Annotated in this window: 16 protein-coding genes; 10 read left to right on the forward strand and 6 right to left on the reverse strand. The window is 48.9% G+C overall.

The features are described from left to right. Positions 1–172: 172 nt before the first annotated feature. Positions 173–619 (reverse strand): pilin, encoded by a 447-nt coding sequence (locus AKL11_RS03250; RefSeq protein WP_067515376.1) that lies wholly within the window; start codon positions 617–619, stop codon positions 173–175. A gap of 681 nt (positions 620–1,300) precedes the next feature. Between AKL11_RS03250 and AKL11_RS03255 the strand changes: the two genes are divergently transcribed. From AKL11_RS03255 to pilB, 3 genes are all read left to right on the forward strand, one after another. Beyond that, positions 1,301–1,495 (forward strand): type II toxin-antitoxin system VapB family antitoxin, encoded by a 195-nt coding sequence (locus AKL11_RS03255; RefSeq protein WP_067515155.1) that lies wholly within the window; start codon positions 1,301–1,303, stop codon positions 1,493–1,495. Beyond that, positions 1,492–1,884 (forward strand): type II toxin-antitoxin system VapC family toxin, encoded by a 393-nt coding sequence (gene vapC, locus AKL11_RS03260; RefSeq protein ID WP_067515156.1) that lies wholly within the window; start codon positions 1,492–1,494, stop codon positions 1,882–1,884. The genes AKL11_RS03255 and vapC overlap by 4 nt, the downstream gene beginning before the upstream one ends. A gap of 174 nt (positions 1,885–2,058) precedes the next feature. Further along, positions 2,059–3,768 carry a type IV-A pilus assembly ATPase PilB gene (gene pilB / locus AKL11_RS03265; protein ID WP_067515157.1) on the forward strand — a complete coding sequence of 570 codons (1,710 nt, stop codon included), beginning with the start codon at positions 2,059–2,061 and terminating at the stop codon, positions 3,766–3,768. 228 nt (positions 3,769–3,996) lie between these two features. On the opposite strand, the gene putA is transcribed toward pilB, so the two are convergent. After that, positions 3,997–7,179, reverse strand: a complete 3,183-nt coding sequence (putA, locus tag AKL11_RS03270) for a bifunctional proline dehydrogenase/L-glutamate gamma-semialdehyde dehydrogenase PutA (RefSeq protein WP_067515158.1) — start codon at positions 7,177–7,179, stop codon at positions 3,997–3,999. Between the two features lie 522 nt (positions 7,180–7,701). Between putA and AKL11_RS03275 the strand changes: the two genes are divergently transcribed. Beyond that, positions 7,702–8,739 (forward strand): hypothetical protein, encoded by a 1,038-nt coding sequence (locus AKL11_RS03275; RefSeq protein WP_067515159.1) that lies wholly within the window; start codon positions 7,702–7,704, stop codon positions 8,737–8,739. A 136-nt stretch (positions 8,740–8,875) separates the two neighbouring features. Here the strand turns inward: AKL11_RS03275 and AKL11_RS03280 are convergent, their stop codons facing one another. Then, positions 8,876–9,934 carry a PLP-dependent cysteine synthase family protein gene (locus AKL11_RS03280; protein WP_095210126.1) on the reverse strand — a complete coding sequence of 353 codons (1,059 nt, stop codon included), beginning with the start codon at positions 9,932–9,934 and terminating at the stop codon, positions 8,876–8,878. 112 nt (positions 9,935–10,046) lie between these two features. Between AKL11_RS03280 and AKL11_RS26405 the strand changes: the two genes are divergently transcribed. Next, the gene (locus AKL11_RS26405; protein ID WP_067515160.1) at positions 10,047–11,168 is read left to right on the forward strand and encodes a tRNA nucleotidyltransferase/poly(A) polymerase-related protein; all 1,122 of its coding nucleotides are present in this window, start codon (positions 10,047–10,049) and stop codon (positions 11,166–11,168) included. Positions 11,169–11,338: 170 nt separating this feature from the next. Here AKL11_RS26405 and folB read toward each other — a convergent pair whose 3' ends face one another. From folB to AKL11_RS03300, 3 genes are all read right to left on the reverse strand, one after another. Then, positions 11,339–11,710 carry a dihydroneopterin aldolase gene (gene folB, locus AKL11_RS03290; protein ID WP_067515161.1) on the reverse strand — a complete coding sequence of 124 codons (372 nt, stop codon included), beginning with the start codon at positions 11,708–11,710 and terminating at the stop codon, positions 11,339–11,341. A 33-nt stretch (positions 11,711–11,743) separates the two neighbouring features. Continuing rightward, positions 11,744–12,778, reverse strand: a complete 1,035-nt coding sequence (gene tsaD, locus AKL11_RS03295) for a tRNA (adenosine(37)-N6)-threonylcarbamoyltransferase complex transferase subunit TsaD (protein WP_067515162.1) — start codon at positions 12,776–12,778, stop codon at positions 11,744–11,746. Positions 12,779–12,902: 124 nt separating this feature from the next. Then, on the reverse strand, positions 12,903–13,466 hold the full coding sequence (locus tag AKL11_RS03300; RefSeq protein ID WP_067515163.1) for a hypothetical protein: 564 nt from the start codon (positions 13,464–13,466) through the stop codon (positions 12,903–12,905). Between the two features lie 772 nt (positions 13,467–14,238). On the opposite strand from AKL11_RS03300, the gene rpsU reads away from it, so the two are divergent. The 5 genes from rpsU (at position 14,239) to AKL11_RS03325 (ending at position 20,043) form a co-directional block, all read left to right on the forward strand. Further along, entirely contained in the window at positions 14,239–14,454 is a 216-nt protein-coding gene (gene rpsU / locus AKL11_RS03305; protein ID WP_067515164.1) for a 30S ribosomal protein S21, read from the forward strand. Between the two features lie 83 nt (positions 14,455–14,537). Next, positions 14,538–14,987 carry a GatB/YqeY domain-containing protein gene (locus AKL11_RS03310; RefSeq protein ID WP_067515165.1) on the forward strand — a complete coding sequence of 150 codons (450 nt, stop codon included), beginning with the start codon at positions 14,538–14,540 and terminating at the stop codon, positions 14,985–14,987. A gap of 94 nt (positions 14,988–15,081) precedes the next feature. Next, on the forward strand, positions 15,082–17,094 hold the full coding sequence (gene dnaG, locus AKL11_RS03315) for a DNA primase (RefSeq protein WP_067515166.1): 2,013 nt from the start codon (positions 15,082–15,084) through the stop codon (positions 17,092–17,094). Positions 17,095–17,391: 297 nt separating this feature from the next. Then, the gene (gene rpoD, locus AKL11_RS03320) at positions 17,392–19,206 is read left to right on the forward strand and encodes an RNA polymerase sigma factor RpoD (protein ID WP_067515167.1); all 1,815 of its coding nucleotides are present in this window, start codon (positions 17,392–17,394) and stop codon (positions 19,204–19,206) included. A 168-nt stretch (positions 19,207–19,374) separates the two neighbouring features. Then, positions 19,375–20,043 carry a hypothetical protein gene (locus AKL11_RS03325; RefSeq protein WP_067515168.1) on the forward strand — a complete coding sequence of 223 codons (669 nt, stop codon included), beginning with the start codon at positions 19,375–19,377 and terminating at the stop codon, positions 20,041–20,043. Positions 20,044–20,314: the final 271 nt, after the last annotated feature.

Below are 20,314 nucleotides of genomic sequence, written 5' to 3' on the forward strand. Positions count from 1 at the left end.
AGCGGCTTTAATGAGTGAGTCTGTTGTGGGGATTGTATTCACGGGAGTAAGAGGAAAGCTTGTATATTATGAGTCGGTAACTCGTTTGAGTTACCGATTTATCCGGTGTAAGCAAACTACCAGATGTGTATGCATTTCCACGCAGAGCGTGAAAAAAGGATATTCATTTTTCCTATGAACTTGGAGCAGTACCTACCAAACAAGTTTTTGGTGCGTAATCAGCACTCCAAGCGTCAGCATTAGTTCCCGCTGTTGTATAGCAACTCCAAGTACCAGCAGCGGTACGATGAAGATTCATTTTTGCACCATTTACTGCAGCTGAAGCACCCTTCATTTCAAAAGTAATGGCGCCAACGCCTTGATCTGAGATAGTCGTAGTTATTTCACCTACTTGACTAGCATTTGTAGCAATACCTAAACCATCCAAAGTTGGTGCAGTTCCAGACATTAGCATTTCTTCAGCTGGAGTCTTCAGCGCTGAAATAGTAGCCAAGCCACTCGTCATCTGGCTACGCGCAATATAATTCTGATACTGCGGAATAGCCACAGCCGCCAAAATACCAATGATCGCCACAACGATCATCAATTCAATCAGAGTAAAACCCTGTTGTTTTTTCATGTGTTTGTCCCCCGGGAACATAAGATTCAATTTTTCAGCATCCGTAGCGTGTTAACCCACCAGCAGATACTTGTTTCCTTAACTGCCATTCCATGGGCACAGTGACTTCCTGTAATCCATCCGACCAATAGTCTTTAATTTTTAGGTGATTAGCAACTATACGGATAGTTCGAAACGTTATCACGGTGTGACACAGTTCACAACTATGAAAGATTCGTTTTTACATACAGAAACCGTCTTATATTACAATCGTTTGACCTGTGTCGTGTTTCACATCTGCAGATAGAAAACATAAGCAAGGTCGGTATTCCTAGTGCAGCCAAGTGTTATAAGACATACATCCCCGTTCATCCTGAGCGGAGTCGAAGGATCAAAGCACCACACTTCGACTCCGCTCAGTGCGAACGGTATGGGTATTAACGCTTCCTTGCACTAGAGGAATTGCCGACGCTCAACCCCTCCGAAAACACCAGTCCCGCTTTATTCATTCTCATTCAACATCTCATAATTTTGCTTCTGATTTTGCGCATGCAGTGGTTGGGGTGTTGCATGTTGTCGGGTTTTGTTGTCGGCAACCCGATGGGTTACCGACGGTGCTCAGCCTGATTTGCCAACCCAGAAAATCCATCTACAATACACAAATAGAGACTAATTTATACACATCACTCTGGAAGATAAACCATGCGAACCAATATCGTGATCAATGATGCGTTAATGGAACAGGCGCTGAAAAGCAGTGGCCTTAGCACGAAAAAAGAGGCCGTAGAGGCGGGGCTGAAAGCGTTAATCCAGCTGAGCAAGCAACGGAAAATCCGTCAGCTTCGGGGCAAACTACAATGGGATGGTGATTTAGACGATATGAGAAATCAACAATGATTTTGGTGGATTCCTCAGTCTGGATTGATTATTTCAATGGTACTCTGACACCGGAAACTGATCGCCTTGATCAGCTTTTGGATTATCAGTTTTTGGTTATGGGTGATTTGATTTTGACTGAAGTGCTTCAGGGGTTTAGAAAGCAAAGTGATTTTGATCAGGCAAAAAAACTGCTAACTGAGCTGGAGACCTTTTCTTTATGCTCTCCTTCTCTTGCACTGGCAAGCGCTGATAACTTTCGTAAGCTCAGGCAGAGAGGCATTACCATTCGAAAAACCATTGATGTCATCATTGCCACCTGGTGCATAGAACACAACGCTTCACTGCTTCACTCCGATCGGGATTTCCAACCTTTTGTGGAACATCTTCATCTTAAAACGGTGCTGTGAAGCTGATTCGTCGGCAACCCTGCGGCTTACCAACCTACGCAGTTCAAAGCAGGGCAACAAGATGCACAGCACACCACAAAAATCCCCTTAACTATCCGCCATTTATGCTGATATAGTACTTATCATTCTCTAAACACTCCCCCTCAGGGATAGATACGGGTACAGACACGGGTTATGGCAAACAAACCTTTAACAGGGCTGGCCGCCCGCCTGCTGGCTGATGAATTGATGGATGAAACGGCCATCCGTCAGGCAGAAGCCGGTGCCGCCCAGGCTCAGCAATCTCTTTTCCGATACCTTCTTGATAAAAAACAAGTGAACCCAAAAGGGCTAATGTTGGCCGTTGCGGAAGAGTTTGGCTTGCCGGTGATGGATCTGGCGGCGTACGATAAAGCCCACTTCCCAACCAACGTGGTGCAGGAAAAGCTACTCCGCAAGCATAATGTGCTGCCATTGATAAAGCGCGGCTCCATGTTGTTTATTGCTATTTCTGACCCTTCAGATCACCACGGTCTGGATGAAATCCGCTTCAACACGGGTTTAACCATGAACCCGGTGCTGGCTGAAGAAAGCCAGCTGGCGAAGATGATTGACAAGACGCTGGATGATTCCAGCCAGGCATTGTCGGATCTGGATGATGAAGAGCTTGGCAACCTGGAAGACTTGGAAGTCAGCGCTGTTGACGACGATGCACCAGGGGACGATGGTGGTGGCGGACAAGACGACACACCTGTGGTTAAGTTCGTTAACAAAATGCTGCTCACCGCTATTAAAGGCGGCGCATCGGATCTTCACTTTGAGCCTTACGAGAAAGCCTTCCGGGTTCGTTTTCGTACCGATGGTGTACTGCACGAAGTCGCCCGTCCTCCCGTTAGTTTGAGCCCGCGAATCGCCTCTCGACTTAAAATTATGTCGGCCATGGACATTTCTGAGCGCCGGAAGCCTCAGGATGGCCGTATCAAGATGAAGCTGTCCAAAACCAAGGCTATCGACTTCCGGGTAAACACCCTGCCGACGTTGTGGGGCGAAAAAATCGTACTGCGTATTCTTGATCCGTCCAGCGCCAAAATGGGGATCGACGCGCTGGGTTATGAAGACGCTCAAAAGAAGATGTACATGGATGCCCTGCACCAACCGCAGGGTATGATTCTGGTTACTGGCCCAACTGGTTCTGGTAAAACCGTATCGCTTTATACCGGCCTGAACATTCTGAACACGCCAGAGCGAAACATCTCCACAGCGGAAGACCCGGTGGAAATTAACCTGGAAGGTATCAATCAGGTTAACGTGAATCCGAAACAGGGCATGGACTTTGGCCAGGCGCTGCGGGCATTCCTTCGTCAGGACCCGGACATCATCATGGTGGGTGAGATTCGAGACTTGGAAACCGCTAACATCGCGATTAAAGCGGCTCAGACTGGCCACATGGTTATGTCCACCCTGCACACCAACAGTGCGGCAGAAACCCTGACCCGTATGCAGAACATGGGCGTACCTTCGTTCAACATTGCTACGTCCGTCAGCTTGATTATTGCCCAGCGATTGGCTCGAAGGTTGTGCAGTGGCTGCAAAGTTAAAATGAAAATCCCAACTGAAACACTGCTGGAAGAAGGCTTTACCGTTGAGCAGGCCGCCAAGGCCGAAATCTACGGCCCTAAAGGCTGTGAAAACTGCAACAATGGATATAAAGGCCGCGTGGGGATTTATGAAGTTGTGGCAATTACACCGGGCATGCAGCAGATCATTATGGAAGAAGGCAACTCTCTGCAAATTTCAAAGCAAGCCGAGAAGGAAGGCTTTAACAACCTACGACAATCTGGCCTGCTGAAAGCATTGCAAGGTGTCACCAGTTTGGAAGAAGTGAACCGTGTGACGCAGGAATAACTTCCCTCACTCAAAAACAAAACCTCGTTCCCATGCTCCGAGGGTGTCGCAAAACTCCCAACCAACTCGTTCCCATGCTCCGCGTGGGAATGCATACCTCTTAATTTTCAAAGAGATAGATGAATGGGTTCCCACGCAATACCCAAAGGGCATAAAAGCATGGGAACCAGAGCTTTTGCGACAGCCTCGCCCCGAGTGGGAACTAGTCGAATCTGGTTTAAATTAAACCTACCCTTCCCCCAAAGACAACAACGTCGCATTCCCACCAACAGCCGTGGTGTTAATAGTCAACGCCTGCTCCATCGCAAAGCGCAACAGGTAGTGCGGCCCACCGGCTTTTGGCCCGGTTCCCGAAAGCCCTTGCCCACCAAATGGCTGGACGCCAACGACAGCGCCCGTCTGATTTCGATTGATGTAAGTATTGCCGGTTTTTACCCGCTCCGTAATATACGACGCCGTAATTTCATTACGACTATGAATACCCAGTGTCAGGCCATAACCGGAGCCATTAATCTCATCAATCACAGCCGAGAGCTTGCTGGCTTTGAAACGAACCACGTGTAAAATCGGGCCAAAATGCTCTTTCTCCAGCTGACGTATGCTGTCAATCTCAAACGCTACCGGTGCAATAAAGCTGCCACTTTTGCAACTCTCGGGTAAGCGACACTCTGCCAATAATGTTGCTTCCTGCTTCATACGATCAATATGCGCCTGCAAGCCTTGCCGCGCCCGCTCATCAATCACGGGTCCAATATCTGTTGAGTGTAATGACGGATTTCCGACCACCAGCTCAGCCATGGCGCCCTGCAATAAGCCAATCACACGATCGGCAATATCTTCCTGCACGTAGAGCACTCGCAGTGCAGAACAACGCTGCCCCGCACTGCCAAAGGCAGATAAGATCACATCCTGAACCACCTGCTCTGGCAACGCAGTGGAATCCACAATCATGGCATTCTGCCCACCGGTTTCAGCAATGAGCGGCACAATCGCCCCGTGTCGGTTTGCCAGTGTTTGATTGATCTTGCGGGCGGTTTCTGTTGATCCGGTGAAGGCAACACCGGCAATGCGCTCATCCATCACCAAACGGCTGCCCAACTGCGCACCATCACCGGGCAAACACTGAATCACATCACCAGGAATCCCCGCTGCCAACATTAGTTCCACCGCTCTGCCGGCAATCAGGCTGGTTTGTTCCGCAGGTTTAGCAATAACCGCATTCCCCGCCGCCAGTGCCGCCGTCACTTGCCCGAGGAAAATGGCCAGTGGAAAGTTCCAGGGGCTGATGCACAAAAACACGCCACGCCCGCTGAACCGAAGTTCATTGGATTCTCCGGTAGGCCCGGGCATCACCAAAGGTTCCGCAAACTTCTCCCGTGCCTGATTGGCGTAATAACGACAAAAATCCACCGCCTCGCGAATTTCATCAATGGCATCGTGAATGGTTTTGCCCGCTTCCCGGTGACACAAGGCTACGAGCTCTTCCCGATGAGTTTCCAGCAACTCAGCCAGATTTTCCAGGCACTTTGCTCTCTGTTCTGCTGGCGCACGGCTCCATTTTTCAAAACCGGCAACCGCACTGTTTAACGCTGTTTCGACACTGCTTTCATCTGCCCAGCTCATCTTGCCAACACTGTCTGAGCGCTGATAAGGACAGGTTATTTCTGCGGTATTCGACCCAGCCACCAACGCGCCATTCAACCATGCGCCCTGCTGCCAGGAGTGAGACATAAAACGCGCAACTTGTTCCCGGAAAGGTTGCCATTCGCTTTCCACATCAATATTCACGCCTCGGGCATTCAATCGACCATCGCCGTATATCTTCGGCGGTAGAGGAATCCGGTCATTATGAAAACAGGTTTTCTGTCTCAATAAATCCACCGGGTGTTGTACCAGTTCGGCCACCGGGGTTTTCGCATCCACCAGTCGGTGAACAAAAGAAGAGTTCGCACCGTTTTCCAACAACCGCCGAACCAGATAAGGCAACAAATCTTTGTGGCTACCCACCGGCGCGTAAATTCGCACTGGCGTTTTATGCTCTTCCAGCACGCGGTTATAAAGCGCATCACCCATGCCATGGAGCCGCTGAAATTCAAAAGCGCCAAAATCATCCGCGCTTTCACGTTCCGCCATCACCAATACGCTGGCAACGGTATGCGCATTGTGGGTAGCGAACTGTGGATAAATAGCGCCTCTCACCAATTCAGACAGTAAAAAACGGGCGCACACTAAATAAGCAACATCCGTCCCTTCTTTTCTCGTATACACCGGATAACCCGAAAGCCCCTGCTGCTGGCAAAGTTTAATCTCGCTGTCCCAGTAAGCGCCCTTCACCAAACGAACCGGAATACGATCCCCCTGTTCCCGAGCCAATGCCACCAGCCAGCACAACGATGGCAACGCACGTTTGCCATAAGCCTGAATCACCAAACCAAAACCGCCCCAGCCCTGGCAATCCGGATGTCGGTAAACCTGTTCAAATATTTCCAAAAACAGTTCGTGGCGATCTTGCTCTTCCGCATCCATATTGATCGCTACATTACCGGCACGAGCTTCGCGCACTAGTTCCAGAACCACCGGCACCAGCTCCTTGATTACGCGCGCTTTCTGGGCAACTTCATAGCGGGGGTGCAAAGCAGACAATTTGATCGACACACCACAGCGACCAGATTTCTGATTATCAGGTTCCGCTGCCACGGTTCGAATGGCCGCGAGATATTCTTCAAAATATCGTCGGGCGTCATCGCCAGTAAGGGCAGATTCACCGAGCATATCAAAGGAATAGCTATAACCTTTGCTTCGAGGTTTCGAACCGTTTTTCAACGCCTCTTTGATGGTTCGCCCAAGCACAAAATGACGCCCCATGATTTTCATAGCCTGATTCACCGCCTGACGAATCACCGGCTCCCCAAGCCGATTCACCAGTTTACCTATCACGCTGCCCGCTGAGCTCTCTTCGTTAGCGTCCAAACTGACGACTTTACCGGTCAGTAATAATCCCCAGGTGGAGGCGTTCACCAACAGAGAATCACTTTGGCTCAGGTGCTGCTTCCAATCCGCCACACTCAGTTTATCGCGGATCAGCGCGTCGGCGGTTTGGCTATCTGGAATTCGCATCAGCGCTTCCGCCAGGCACATCAGTAAAATGCCTTCACGGGTATCCAGGCTGTACTGCAACAACAGCGCATCAATCATATGAATACTGTCATCACTGCCGCGAACTTGCTCGATCAACTCTGAAGCGCGGCTGCCAATAACATGATAATCGTTTGGGTATTCATCCAGCACCGCCACCAACTCTTGCAGCCAGGCGGTTTCATCAATGGCATAGTGAGGGGAAATAGCCGGCCATAAACGAGCCGCAGGGCGATTAAGAAAATCCTGACTGAATGCATCTCTGGCCTGAAACATGGGGGTTCTCCATTCTATGAGTGCGGTGGATTCCTAAGTACCCGGCCATATGGAATCGCATATTTCTGACTTGTTGATCAGGTTCTCTGCAAGGCGCAACGGCGGGAGCATAGCGAGCTATGTGACCAGAGTTGCAACGCAGTCAGAGGATCTGATCAATGAGTCAGAAAATATAATTTCATATGGTTGGGTGCTTATCACCAGACTCATTTCTGTTTATTCTTGAAGTATCACGCACTGTGCCAGCAGGATCACTGCCGAGCAAAGCATTTCCAATATTGACCAAAGTACTGAGCATATCAGCTCAAGCATCGTTCTAAAATAGAACCTATCTTATAAAACCCATGACGCTTAAACGAACACCCGTCTCAAATAAAAAATTCACTATTGATGCATCGAAGACTAATTTCTAAATGATATAGAACCCTTCGTTTAGTCCTTTGTCGAAGTTGCAGTCATCTCAGAAAAAACAATGAAGAGATGTCTATCCCAATTCAATAATACCTGAATAAGGACTAAATAATGTCTATAGGCACTAACCCATGTGCAGTACAACAAACATCTGCTCAACATTTACAACACTCCGCTCAAAAATCTTCAGTTAATGAAGGCGTTACAGCAAATGGAGCTGCCGTCAAAGGGCAACCTGACGCACAGCCTCAATTAGCTGCTCCAGCTAACCAATCTCAAGCAAGTGGAACTAATCAGCCAACAAATAAATCTGTAGCGGAAAGACAAGCCTCTAAAGCTACAAACGGAGATAACCCTGCCTCTGTAAAACAGGGAGAACAAACCGACTCAACTTCGAGCGAAGCTGAAGGTGCATCAAATACTTCCATAAGTAGTGGTCTTTCTAATATAGGTAGGCATTTCTGGTCCGGCTTGGTTGGGCATGAATCTCTACTCAATAATGTTGACGAAGCGCCAGTAGAGACACCAAAAGATAACCCTAAATCAGAAACACCATCTAAAGCCGGGCAACCATCGGCATCAGCTACTGCAACCGGAGCCGACAAGCCTACGCCACAAGCCTCTTTAGCCGGAACCGACAAGCCTAAAGAGACACCACCACCAGCCTCTTCAGCCGGAGCCGGCAAGCCTGGAGGGACATCAGCACAAGCTTCTTCAGAGGGAGTTGTCGATCATTCAACAACTCAAAATAATATAGATAGAGTTTTGGCTCGCTTAGAGGAAGTGATGTCTTCTCAGGCTGAGCTAGAAAGTTCATTACGTTCTACCACCTTGGAACCAACCCCGAACAGCCTTGACAGCCAATCACTCAAGGCAAATGAACAGCTTCAGAGTCAGTATGAAGAATCACAGGCTAAGTTGACAGAAGTGACAGCGGCTTTAGCGCGGAGTGTAGGCGCGTTAGAGAAAAACCACGGAGCGGTAGCTGATCTTCAATCAGAAGTCTCAGAGATCAAATCGAGAGACGGCCAATTGTTAGACTTGGTTAGGGAGAGTGCTGAAGACGGCACTAGAAGGGCTGAGCGTCATGCAGATCAAGAACGCAATACGAATAAGGCATTGTTGAGTCGACTAGAAGAGCTAGAGTAACAACCTTCAGGGGTGAATACGACAGCAACAATGCCTCTATAGTTAAGCCTATGATGTAAAACACAACGAAAACAATCTCGAAAAAAGGCTACTTTTCCAAGCAGCCTTTTATTATACCAATGCTTTTTTTAAATGATCAGTTCATGGCATTAATCAAGTCATTCAATTTTTCTTGCCACAGGGCTATATCGCCAATTTCTGCTTTCACCCAGTTTGGGTTGTAACATGTGTCCAGATAGCGGTCGCCGCTGTCGCACAGCAGTGTCACAATAGCGCCTTGCTCCCCTTTCTGCTGCATTTCATGGGCAATCTGAAGTGCTCCAAATAAATTGGTTCCTGTACTGGGTCCGGCTTTTCGCCCGAGTATCTGCTCCAGCCAATGCACCGTAGCAATGGCTGCGCCATCGGGAATGCGCCTCATATCATCAATCACACCGGGCACAAACGACGGCTCAACCCTTGGACGACCAATGCCTTCTATACGGGAGCTTTCGCTGATAACCAGATTCTCATCACCGCTGTGGTAAAAGTCATGGAACACCGAATGATCCGGATCAACCACACACAGTTTACTGTCCAGTTTCTGGTAGCGAATATAACGCCCAATGGTGGCAGATGTGCCGCCGGTGCCTGCACTCATCACAAGCCACGAAGGTATTGCCCAGGGCTCGGCGCTCATCTGCCGAAAAATAGATTCAGCAATATTATTGTTGCCGCGCCAATCGGTTGCTCGCTCCGCATAGGTAAACTGATCCATGTAATGCCCATCCAGGGCAGTCGCTAACCGCTGGGACTCTGCGTAAATTTCACTGGAGCTATTCACCAGATGGCACTGGCCGCCATAAAACTCAATCTGTCGTATTTTCTGAGCCGACGTGGAGCGCGGCATGACGGCAATAAATGGCAAACCTAACAACCGGGCAAAGTAAGCTTCCGAAACTGCTGTACTGCCTGAAGAGGATTCAATAACCGTAGTGCCCTGGTTGATCCAACCGTTGCAGATACCGTAGAGAAATAACGATCTGGCCAGCCGGTGTTTTAAACTGCCGGTTGGGTGGGTACTTTCATCTTTCAGGTACAACTGAATACCCGTCAGCTGTGGTAAATCCAGCTTAACCAAATGAGTATCAGCCGTTCTCTGGAAGTCGGCATCAATTTTGCCGATGGCTTCACGGGTCCACTGTGTACTGCTCATCGATATCCTCCAGGCTAAAAATCTAGCCTTCAGATTTAACAGATTAGTCAACTATTGTCTTATTCTGATATAAAAGAATTTTGCTTTCTTCATTTTAAGGCGCTGTTTCACTATGCAGATTTATCGGGTTGGTGGTGCTGTTCGGGATAAGCTGCTGGGTTTGCCGGTCAAAGATCAGGACTGGGTTGTGGTTGGCGCCTCGCCGGAGATCATGAAAGCAAAAGGCTTCCAACCCGTGGGCAAAGACTTTCCGGTGTTTCTGCACCCTCAAACCAAAGAAGAGTACGCTCTGGCAAGAACCGAGCGCAAAAGCGGCCATGGTTATGGCGGGTTCACTTTTCACACGGCCAGTGATGTCACCCTTGAAGAAGACCTGCTTCGCAGAGACTTGACCATTAACGCCATGGCAGAAGACGAAGCAGGTCGCATCATCGACCCGTACGATGGTCAGAAAGATCTCGAAAATCGCATTCTCCGTCACGTCTCCGAGGCCTTTGCTGAAGACCCCCTGCGCATTCTTCGCACTGCTCGCTTTGCTGCCCGCCTGACGCCCATGAAGTTTACCATTGCTGATGACACCCTGGCGCTCATGACCACCATGGTCAGCAGTGGCGAAGCATCCTTTCTCGTCGCTGAACGGGTATGGCAGGAAACCCGAAATGCGCTGATGGAAGACAACCCTGACCAGTACTTTATTATTCTCCAGCAGTGCGGGGCGTTGAATATTGTGCTTCCGGAGCTTTGTCATTCACAACTTAATAAAGCATTAACCTACTCGAACAAAGCGGCGGGTCATAAATCACCTGATCTGGTTCGCTTTAGCTGCCTGTTTATTTCTGATGATGCTCAGAACCATTTATCCGAGAGCCTCAGGACTTTGTCCAAACGGCTGCGTTTGCCATCTGCGTTTGTCGAACAGGCTCGCCTGATCACTGACCACACCCAACAAGCCCGGCAGCTTTGTGCAGAGTTGCAGGCAGCAGACATAATGTCGCTGTTTAATGCCACGGACGCCTTAAGACGACCGGAGCGCTTTCACTTTTTTCTGGATGCGCTTGCCATTGCTTTTCAGGAAGTGCAATTGAAAAGAGATTTTATTCTTGAATGTTTAACGCACTGCCTTCAGATCAAAGCAAAAGATCTCATGTCGGAGACAGTAAAGGGAAAGGCGTTAGGTCTGGCTTTAGAACAGGCAAGAGTTAATTGCATTAGCGGCATTCTTAAAAAGCACTAAGGGAAGTGGTATTTAAAGAAATACCAGCACCCCGTCATTCTCGCGAAGGCGGGAACCCACAACGACAGTGGATCTCCGCCTTCGCGGAGATGACGATGGTATTATCTTCCCTTCCACTTCCCTAAGAGGATGTCGCAAAACTCTGAACTCAGAGTGATCATTTCAATGGATTAAATATCCAACGCCGCCATTTGCTGTCGGCTTCTCTCACACCACACGGTTGCCATCGCACCTTTTAAAGCCTGTGGTTTGCGAATAGTAATTGCCACTTTATCCACAGGGTAATGCTCCATCATCAGTTTGATGATTCCACCGGCCAACGCTTCAATCAACTGATAACGGGAGGCGGCACAAAATCCTCTGACCCGCTGGGTGATCGCGTCATAATCCAGAGCATCCTGCAGATCATCACTGGCAAAGGCATGGGTGAAGTCGGTTGTTAGTTCCAGATCCAATATCAATGGCTGCGGCGCATCGTGCTCAAACTCATAGACCCCAATGACCGCCTGCGTTTCAATCGCTTCAATTCGTACTTTATCCATGCAGGATACTCCTCATTCCAGACATCGCTTAAATCAGTTGACGGCTTCGAGCTGATCCATAGGCCATCGCGGCACCGGCACCACTTCAGGGCCATCATTCTGACCAGCCACCAGACGCTGGCAGCCGGCATAGGCAATCATCGCGCCATTATCGGTGCAGAATTGTGGGCGAGCATAACGTAACTCGCCACCTTCTTTAGCAACCATGGATTCAAGAGACTCTCTGAGGGATGTGTTCGCACTAACACCACCAGCAATAATGAGCTGTTTCATACCCGTCTGCTGAAGCGCTCTGCGGCACTTGATGGTCAGCGTTGCCACGACCGCATCCTGAAAAGCCCGGGCAATGTCTGCTCGATCCTGCTCGCTCAGTTCAACATCTGACGCTTCCCGGCACTTGGCAACGGTATTGAGCGTGAAGGTTTTTAAACCACTGAAACTAAAATCCAGACCCGGACGGTCCGTCATTGGCCTTGGGAAGCGGAATCGACCTTCTGTACCTTTCTCAGCCAGTAGGGAAATCGCTGGCCCACCGGGATAATCCAACCCCAGCATGGCGGCGACTTTATCAAAGGCCTCGCCAGCGGCATCATCCACCGATTCCCCCAGTAAATGATATTGCCCAATACCATCCACTTGAACCAGCTGGGTGTGCCCGCCAGAAACCAGCAGGGCAACAAATGGGAAAGCAATTGGGTTATCTTCCAACATGGGCGCCAGCAAATGGCCTTCCATATGATGCACACCGATGGAAGGGACATCCCACGCCCAGGCCAGCGCTTTGCCCACACAGGCCCCCACCATTAATGCACCTACCAAACCCGGGCCACGGGTGTAAGCAACTGCTTCAATGTCTGCTTTTTTGAGACCCGCCTGATCAAGCACTTCACTAATCAATGGCAGCACTCGCTGGATATGATCCCTGGAGGCCAGTTCAGGAACGACGCCGCCGTAATCAACGTGCATGTCGATCTGACTGAACAGCGCATCCCCCAACAGCCCTTTTTTGCTGTCGTAAAGGGCGATGCCGGTTTCATCGCAGGAAGTTTCTATCCCGAGGACAACCATGTGTAGTGAACCTTACATTTATTAACGGGGGTAATAATAACTGCCGGACAAACAAAAATCCCGTTTGTAACAGAAGCTGTTGCAAACGGGATTTTTGTTTTGATTACGTGGTATGGCGAGAAAACTAAAAATCGTAGTTAAAAACGAGTCCGACCTTTCCTAAGCCAATGGCAACCCCATACTGTGGGCCGTCATCGACCGGCCCCTGAAGAAGGTCAGAAACAACTGCCCCCACCAAGCTACCCAACGCTTCTGCGGCAAGATCATCTTTATTGAATTGTTTGTGCGCAAGGTCATCAATTAAACCGGGCACCACACCCAAACTAGTAGCCAGAAGCACCCTCGCCCAACGTGAGTTATCAAAAACACCATACTTACGGAGCCTCGTCTGGCTGGTTGCACCGGTCAACACTGCCAGTCCAAAGTGTCGTTTCTCACTTCTGCTGAAATCATCAGAAAATAAAGCGCCGACACTGATAGCACTCAAGCCTGCAGCCCACCAGCCCCGGTATTGGTAACCATTTGCTGACCCATCGCTATAAAAGAGTGGTGAAGGCTCATCTGAGTTATTTGGGGTTTCCAAGGCATCAGACTGATCGGAATGAACGAGCATCGGGCAAACCAGCAGCGCATAAATTAGCAACTGCCTTACCACGGAAAAAGTATTTGGAATCCATACAAGCTTCATCGGAACGTCCCTGGTCACGACATAAACATCGAAACCCAGATCATAACTATACCCAAAGGATTTCAAGTTGCTACGCGGCGGCAAACGAGTGAATCCCCATGAGCCTACGAGTAGTAGGTGATTGGGGTGAGCGAGTACCCGAGGGCATAAATGCAGCCAACAAAGTAGCAACTTGAAAGGCGACGGGTATAACGATCTGGGTCCACCTCTTCAGGTACGGCTTAATCCTTGTAATTGGAGGGTACTTGTACTGCCAACAACGCCTTCCATTTGTCAGACTAGGGGGCGATTTAACCGTTTTGTCACAGGCATACCCAGTGGTGGATAAGCCGTATTTCAGCGTGATAAATGGAAAAGAGTGAACGGGCTTTCATCTTTCTCTGCCAAAACCTTACTCCGACATGGTGTCCGTTCACCGTTTTTTGACGCCCGATAACACGCTCAAAATCACGATCAGACAACCTATATTGGACTTACTTTCCAGACATCAAGAATCAACCGTTGAGAACGGCATTTTTTGCATTTTGGTAGAATAACCTTTAAAATTCGCGCCCTTGAAAAACTACGATTAATCCGACCTGATTCAGTGGATATTGGTACTAAATTGCAAGTTGAAAATCTCTTTAACTCGCTATTCAGTTCAGTAAACACCCGGCCGAATGATCGTATTCGCGCAGCATTGGCTGTATTTCTGCCATGAACTTGCTACTGAGTCCATCAGACCCAGGGGTTTATGGGACACAACTTGTTATAAAAGGAAGGTGATCTCTGCATGCCTGCTGTTAAAGTTAAAGAGAATGAACCGTTTGACGTAGCCCTGCGCCGTTTCAAGCGCTCCTGTGAAAAAGCTGGTGTTCTGGCTGAAGTGCGTCGTCGTGAGCACTACGAAAAGCCTACCACTGTTCGCAAGCGTAAGGCCGCTGCTGCCGTTAAGCGTCATCTTAAAAAACTACAGCGCGAGCAGCGTCGTCGTGAACGTCTGTATTGATTGATTGGCTTCTAGCCATTGAATCAATCGAATGAATTTCCGATCCGTTCACAGTACTAAGTACCCTTGAAAAGGAAGAGGCTATGAGTGATTGCACCGTTAGAGATACTCTGACAGACGCCATGAAGGACGCCATGCGCAATCGCGACAAACCTCGTCTGGGTACTATCCGCTTGGCGCTTGCCGAGCTGAAACGTATTGAGATCGACGAAAAATCATTAGACGATCAACGTGCCCTGGCCGTATTGGACAAAATGGTAAAGCAACGTCGCGATGCCATTGAACAGTTCAACGCGGCTGGCCGCACGGATTTATCCGATCAGGAACAACTCGAACTCGAAGTCCTGATGGAATATCTCCCCACCCCACTGACCGACACCGAAATCACCGAACTGGTGGATAATGCCATCCAGAGTACTAGTGCATCTTCTATGGCGGATATGGGCAAAGTGATGGCTATCGTTAAGCCTCAGGCTCAAGGCCGGGCAGACATGTCATCCATCAGCAAGATCGTAAAATCCCGACTGGGTTAATCTGCCCGCGCGACGACGACCAGCATGACACCCTCCCAAGCGGGTGATAGTATCCTTTACTCTCCACATTCTGTTTCAGGCGCAGACAATTTCTATGGCCGGGCGCATCCCCCAGTACTTTATTGATGACTTGCTCACCCGTATTGATATCGTTGATGTCATCGATCATCGGGTAAAACTCAAGAAAACCGGTCGCAACTATTCTGCCTGCTGCCCTTTCCATCAGGAAAAAACACCGTCGTTCTCCGTCAGTCCGGACAAACAGTTCTATTACTGCTTTGGCTGTGGCGCCAGTGGTAATGCCCTTGGCTTTGTTATGGATTTCGAGCATCTGGACTTCCCGGAGGCGGTGGACACTCTGGCAGGCCAATTAGGTCTCGATGTGCCACGGGAAGAAAACGCCCTGAAAAATCGGGGCCCTGACCACACCGAACTGTACAACCTTATGAATAAGGCTGTGGATTTCTATACTGGGCAATTGAAGCAACACAATCACTCGCCACGAGCCACCAGCTATCTGAAAAACCGCGGTCTGAATGCAGCCACCTGCCAGCACTTTGCTATTGGCTTTGCCCCACCGGGCTGGGACAACCTGAAAAGCGAACTGGCCACTTCACCAGAAAAAGAACTGCAACTGATCAACACCGGCATGCTGGTGAAAAATGAAGATCGCAACACGATTTATGACCGCTTCCGTGATCGCATTATTTTTCCGATCCGTGACAGTCGTGGCCGCTACATCGCTTTTGGTGGCCGAGTATTAGGTGATGAGAAACCCAAATACCTGAACTCGCCAGAATCACCGATTTTCCACAAAGGAAAAGAGCTTTACGGTTTATGGGAAGCCCGACAGGCCAACCGCAAGCTAAACCGCATCCTTGTGGTTGAAGGTTACATGGATGTGGTCGCACTAGCCCAACAAGGCATCACCAACGCCGTTGCCACTCTGGGCACTGCCACAACACCCGATCACATGGTTCGGCTTTTCAAAGTCGTCAGCGAAGTTGTCTTTTGCTTTGATGGCGACGATGCGGGTCGACGCGCCGCATGGCGGGCGCTGGAATCCACTTTGCCCAATATGCAGGATGGTCGTCAGGCGCGCTTTTTGTTTCTTCCTCAGGGCGAAGATCCGGATAGCATGGTGCAACAGGAAGGCGCTGAACAATTTAACGAGCGCATCAAAACTCAGGCGATCAGCCTGGACAATCTATTGTTCCGCGAATTGGAGTCTGAGCTCGATCTGACCACCATGGATGGACGGGCACGCCTTGCCAAATTGGCACAACCATATATCGTCAAACTACCGGAAGGTTTGTTCCACCAGCTGCTACTGAAAAAGCTGTCGGATCACACGGGGCTGGATACGCATTACCTGCAGGCACATTTCAAAGAAACGGCTCATGCGAAAGATCAGCAACGCGCGGTGCAGGCAGAGGCAGAAAAAGCCACCCAACCCACTCCTCAATCGGCACCCACAAGCAGTTACGAAACCACCTATTCCTACGACCACAGTTATTCCGAAGCCGCTTTTCAGAGTTCGGATTACAGCTCGGATTACAGCTCGGATTACAGCTCGGATTACAGCTCAGACCGGGATAATTATTTTTCTCTAGAACAACAATCATTCCCAGCCATCACAACCAGACGACACAGTACAAAACTGTCATCCTGCGGTTATGCCATACGACAATTGCTCTGTAATCCGGAGTTTGCCAGCGAAGTTGCCGAGCCTCTTAGCGATCTAAAATTACCTAACAATTCAGATAGCTCGTTATTGATCGAACTGTTAACCGTGCTCAAAAAAAATCCAGCCATGAAAACCAGCACACTGATTGCTCAATGGTATGGCACCGATAAAGGCGACCGCTTAAAAGTACTGGCTGCTCTTGACCACGGGACCGCGGCGCATTCTGAGGAATTTCTCGATACCATCGCAACCATTCGCAAAAGTAACGTTGAAGTACAGAGCAAAAATCTGCACAGCAGTTTTCTCAACACCAGCCTGCAGAATAAAAAACCAAGCCAGCTAGACGACGAAACACGAAAAAAATATCTGGAACTACTTGAAAGTAAGCGACAGAGTCTCAATTATAAAAAAAGTGAATGATCGTTATTGGTAGGCAAGTAGTTTTTAAACAGTAAAAAATAACTGCATCCCGTTGAATATTAGGTATACTTGAATGTCATTGTGTCCCGTGGAACTGCATTATTGGCCACAAATCTAATTCAAACTCCGGTCTGAAAACACCAGGGAAAAGGTAACCCGCGTCATGGAATGCATTCCGGTGTCTCGTTCTATTAAGTCGGGCCGCTGCGCTGTGTTACTACACCTAGTTTATGAGCTATAATTGCCTGCTTACGTTTTTTTGTCCGGTTCGTCAATATCCGCTGTTGAAGGGTTGATATGTCAGCAAATTCGCAACAACAATCCAGGTTAAAAGAGCTTATCGCCCGAGGTAAGGAACAGGGGTACCTGACTTACGCGGAGGTAAACGACCACCTGCCGGAAGATATTTCCGATCCCGATCAAGTGGAAGATATTATCCGCATGATCAATGACATGGGTATCAGCGTCTTTGAGACAGCGCCCGATGCTGACACCCTGTTAATGGCCGAAGCCGACACCGATGAAGCCGCCGCTGAAGAAGCCGCCGCCGCTCTCGCCGCCGTTGAGCAGGAAGCAGGAAGAACGACCGACCCAGTACGAATGTACATGCGTGAAATGGGTACGGTTGAACTGCTGACCCGTGAGGGCGAAATCCAGATTGCCAAACGAATTGAAGAAGGCTGGCGTGAAGTCATGTCTGCCCTGGCTCAATTCCCGGGCTCTGCTCAAATCGTTATTGATGAGTACGATCGTGTCGTTGAAGAAGAAGGTCGCCTTACAGATATCATCAGTGGTTATATTGATCCAGGTGATGATGTCATCCCTCCTCCAGTCGTTGTTGAAGTAAATAACGATGACCTCAAGGATGACGATAGTGAAGATGACGACGAGGAAGAAGTCGATACAGGCCTTGATCCGGAAGAAGCCAAAGAGCGCTTTGGTCTTCTCAGAGACGCGCTGGCAAAAGCCAATGCCGCTATTGCCGGCAACGGTCGCAGTAACAGTCAGGCTGCACTGACCGAGCTGGCTGAAGCCTTCATGCCACTGAAGCTTATTCCCCGCTTTTTCGAAATGCTGGTTTTCCGAATTCGTCACGCTGTGGATCGCATTCGTACTAACGAACGCACCATCATGCAGCTGTGTGTTCGTAAATCCAAAATGCCTCGCAAGATTTTCCTGAAAGTCTTCCCTGGTAACGAAACCAACCTGAACTGGGTTGAAGAGCTAGCATCCGGTAGTGGTGGTTATACTGAAGCACTGCTGACACACCGTGAAGACATTGTCCGCGCCCAGAAAAAACTGGCGAATATCGAGAAAGAGTTCACTCTGACGCTGACCGAAGTAAAAGACATCAATCGTAAGATGTCACTCGGTGAAGCACGTGCTCGTCGCGCCAAGAAAGAGATGGTCGAGGCTAACCTGCGTCTGGTTATCTCCATTGCCAAAAAGTACACCAACCGTGGTCTGCAATTCCTTGATCTGATTCAGGAAGGCAACATCGGCTTGATGAAGGCTGTGGATAAGTTCGAATACCGTCGTGGTTATAAGTTCTCTACTTACGCTACCTGGTGGATTCGTCAGGCGATCACTCGCTCCATTGCTGACCAGGCTCGCACCATTCGTATTCCGGTTCACATGATCGAAACGATCAACAAATTGAACCGTATTTCACGACAGATGTTGCAGGAAATGGGACGTGAAGCAACACCGGAAGAACTGGCTATCCGCATGGAAATGCCGGAAGACAAAATCCGCAAGGTGTTGAAGATCTCCAAAGAGCCTATCTCCATGGAGACGCCGATTGGTGACGATGAAGACTCCCATCTGGGCGACTTTATCGAAGACGCAACGATGCAATCTCCGATCGACCGCGCCACTGGTGAAGGCCTGAAAGAATCTACTCGCATGGTTCTTTCTGGACTGACCGCCCGTGAAGCCAAAGTACTCCGCATGCGTTTTGGTATTGATATGAATACCGATCACACACTGGAAGAAGTAGGCAAGCAGTTTGACGTTACCCGTGAGCGTATTCGTCAGATCGAAGCGAAAGCATTAAGAAAGCTACGCCATCCGACTCGCTCGGACCACCTTCGCAGCTTCCTGGACGAGTAAATTTCTCCGCTAATAATAAAAAAGCGCCTAATGGCGCTTTTTTTTGTCTTTCAAGTCAGATCAGAACTGAAACGTTTTCTACTGTCCTGCAAGCAAAAAAATCTGAAAGCCATGAAACTACAAAAACGATAGCGGTCTAAAGTAATATTTCACCACAAGACATGTCATATGGACAATCAGAATAGCGTGACCCCCAAACGTGGTTGGGCCTTACTTAACAATAGCCAAGAACCCAACAATGGAGCCGCAAGAGCCAACTTCCGATCATCAACCGTTCAAGCATCTCCCACAGAAGGCAATCAATTGCCTCAGAAACCCGAACATCCCTTAAGCTATCCAACCTGTGAATTACAATACCTGGATATCCGCCCTCACACGAACACAACTACCTCGTTAACTGAAAGCAATAATGGCGGTCCTACAAAAGAGTCAGTGTTTGAGGACCTAACGGAGCGAGCAGCGCAACCACTAAACATTACTAGTGCATGGAAAACACTCTCCAATCCAATCTACTCCGCCAGCTTTTCCTCCATTCCTGAAAAGGTTTTTCAATCAGGCCCAGCTCAACTCCCCAGAAACCCAGCGTTTGACCCTGAAGGAAATACCAGGGATCAGAACGCTCAAGCAAGACAGTCAAGCATCTATTCGAGACTTGTTCAGGATTTATATTCTTTTGCACGCGAGAATACGGCAACTGATCTACCGCTTAGAAAGGAAGCCTGCTACCAAATAATTCAGCTACTCAAGAGCACCTATCCACCAGATGGAGAAAAAGCGCTTATGAATGCACAAAATTTATTAAACCAAAACTCATTTGAAACATACGGTTCTAAATGAGCAGATAAATTGATCCGAAGCATGAAACGAAAAACGATTCAAGACGTATAATTACAGATCATTTTTTGCCATAACTATTCGATTCATGCTTAAAGTCCTACACGATAAATGGAATCAATCCCCAGAATGCCTCTATCAATCTGGATTATCAGAACCTCACCATAGGACGCGCGARCGCTTTATGGCCCTTTATCAAGTCTGTTGTGAGCAATCCGCTTCACAGGTGGCCTTCAGCACCAAACGCGCAACACACACCTTGTGGAAATGGATC

Source organism: Endozoicomonas ascidiicola (genome assembly GCF_001646945.1).
Classification (GTDB): Bacteria; Pseudomonadota; Gammaproteobacteria; order Pseudomonadales; family Endozoicomonadaceae; genus Endozoicomonas; species Endozoicomonas ascidiicola.

Coding starts and splice junctions, on each gene's coding strand:
- AKL11_RS03250 (WP_067515376.1), bottom strand. CDS start 619: ATGAAAAAACAACAGGGTTTTACTCTGATTGAATTGATGATCGTTGTG.
- AKL11_RS03255 (WP_067515155.1), top strand. CDS start 1,301: ATGCGAACCAATATCGTGATCAATGATGCGTTAATGGAACAGGCGCTG.
- vapC (WP_067515156.1), top strand. CDS start 1,492: ATGATTTTGGTGGATTCCTCAGTCTGGATTGATTATTTCAATGGTACT.
- pilB (WP_067515157.1), top strand. CDS start 2,059: ATGGCAAACAAACCTTTAACAGGGCTGGCCGCCCGCCTGCTGGCTGAT.
- putA (WP_067515158.1), bottom strand. CDS start 7,179: ATGTTTCAGGCCAGAGATGCATTCAGTCAGGATTTTCTTAATCGCCCT.
- AKL11_RS03275 (WP_067515159.1), top strand. CDS start 7,702: ATGTCTATAGGCACTAACCCATGTGCAGTACAACAAACATCTGCTCAA.
- AKL11_RS03280 (WP_095210126.1), bottom strand. CDS start 9,934: ATGAGCAGTACACAGTGGACCCGTGAAGCCATCGGCAAAATTGATGCC.
- AKL11_RS26405 (WP_067515160.1), top strand. CDS start 10,047: ATGCAGATTTATCGGGTTGGTGGTGCTGTTCGGGATAAGCTGCTGGGT.
- folB (WP_067515161.1), bottom strand. CDS start 11,710: ATGGATAAAGTACGAATTGAAGCGATTGAAACGCAGGCGGTCATTGGG.
- tsaD (WP_067515162.1), bottom strand. CDS start 12,778: ATGGTTGTCCTCGGGATAGAAACTTCCTGCGATGAAACCGGCATCGCC.
- AKL11_RS03300 (WP_067515163.1), bottom strand. CDS start 13,466: ATGAAGCTTGTATGGATTCCAAATACTTTTTCCGTGGTAAGGCAGTTG.
- rpsU (WP_067515164.1), top strand. CDS start 14,239: ATGCCTGCTGTTAAAGTTAAAGAGAATGAACCGTTTGACGTAGCCCTG.
- AKL11_RS03310 (WP_067515165.1), top strand. CDS start 14,538: ATGAGTGATTGCACCGTTAGAGATACTCTGACAGACGCCATGAAGGAC.
- dnaG (WP_067515166.1), top strand. CDS start 15,082: ATGGCCGGGCGCATCCCCCAGTACTTTATTGATGACTTGCTCACCCGT.
- rpoD (WP_067515167.1), top strand. CDS start 17,392: ATGTCAGCAAATTCGCAACAACAATCCAGGTTAAAAGAGCTTATCGCC.
- AKL11_RS03325 (WP_067515168.1), top strand. CDS start 19,375: ATGGACAATCAGAATAGCGTGACCCCCAAACGTGGTTGGGCCTTACTT.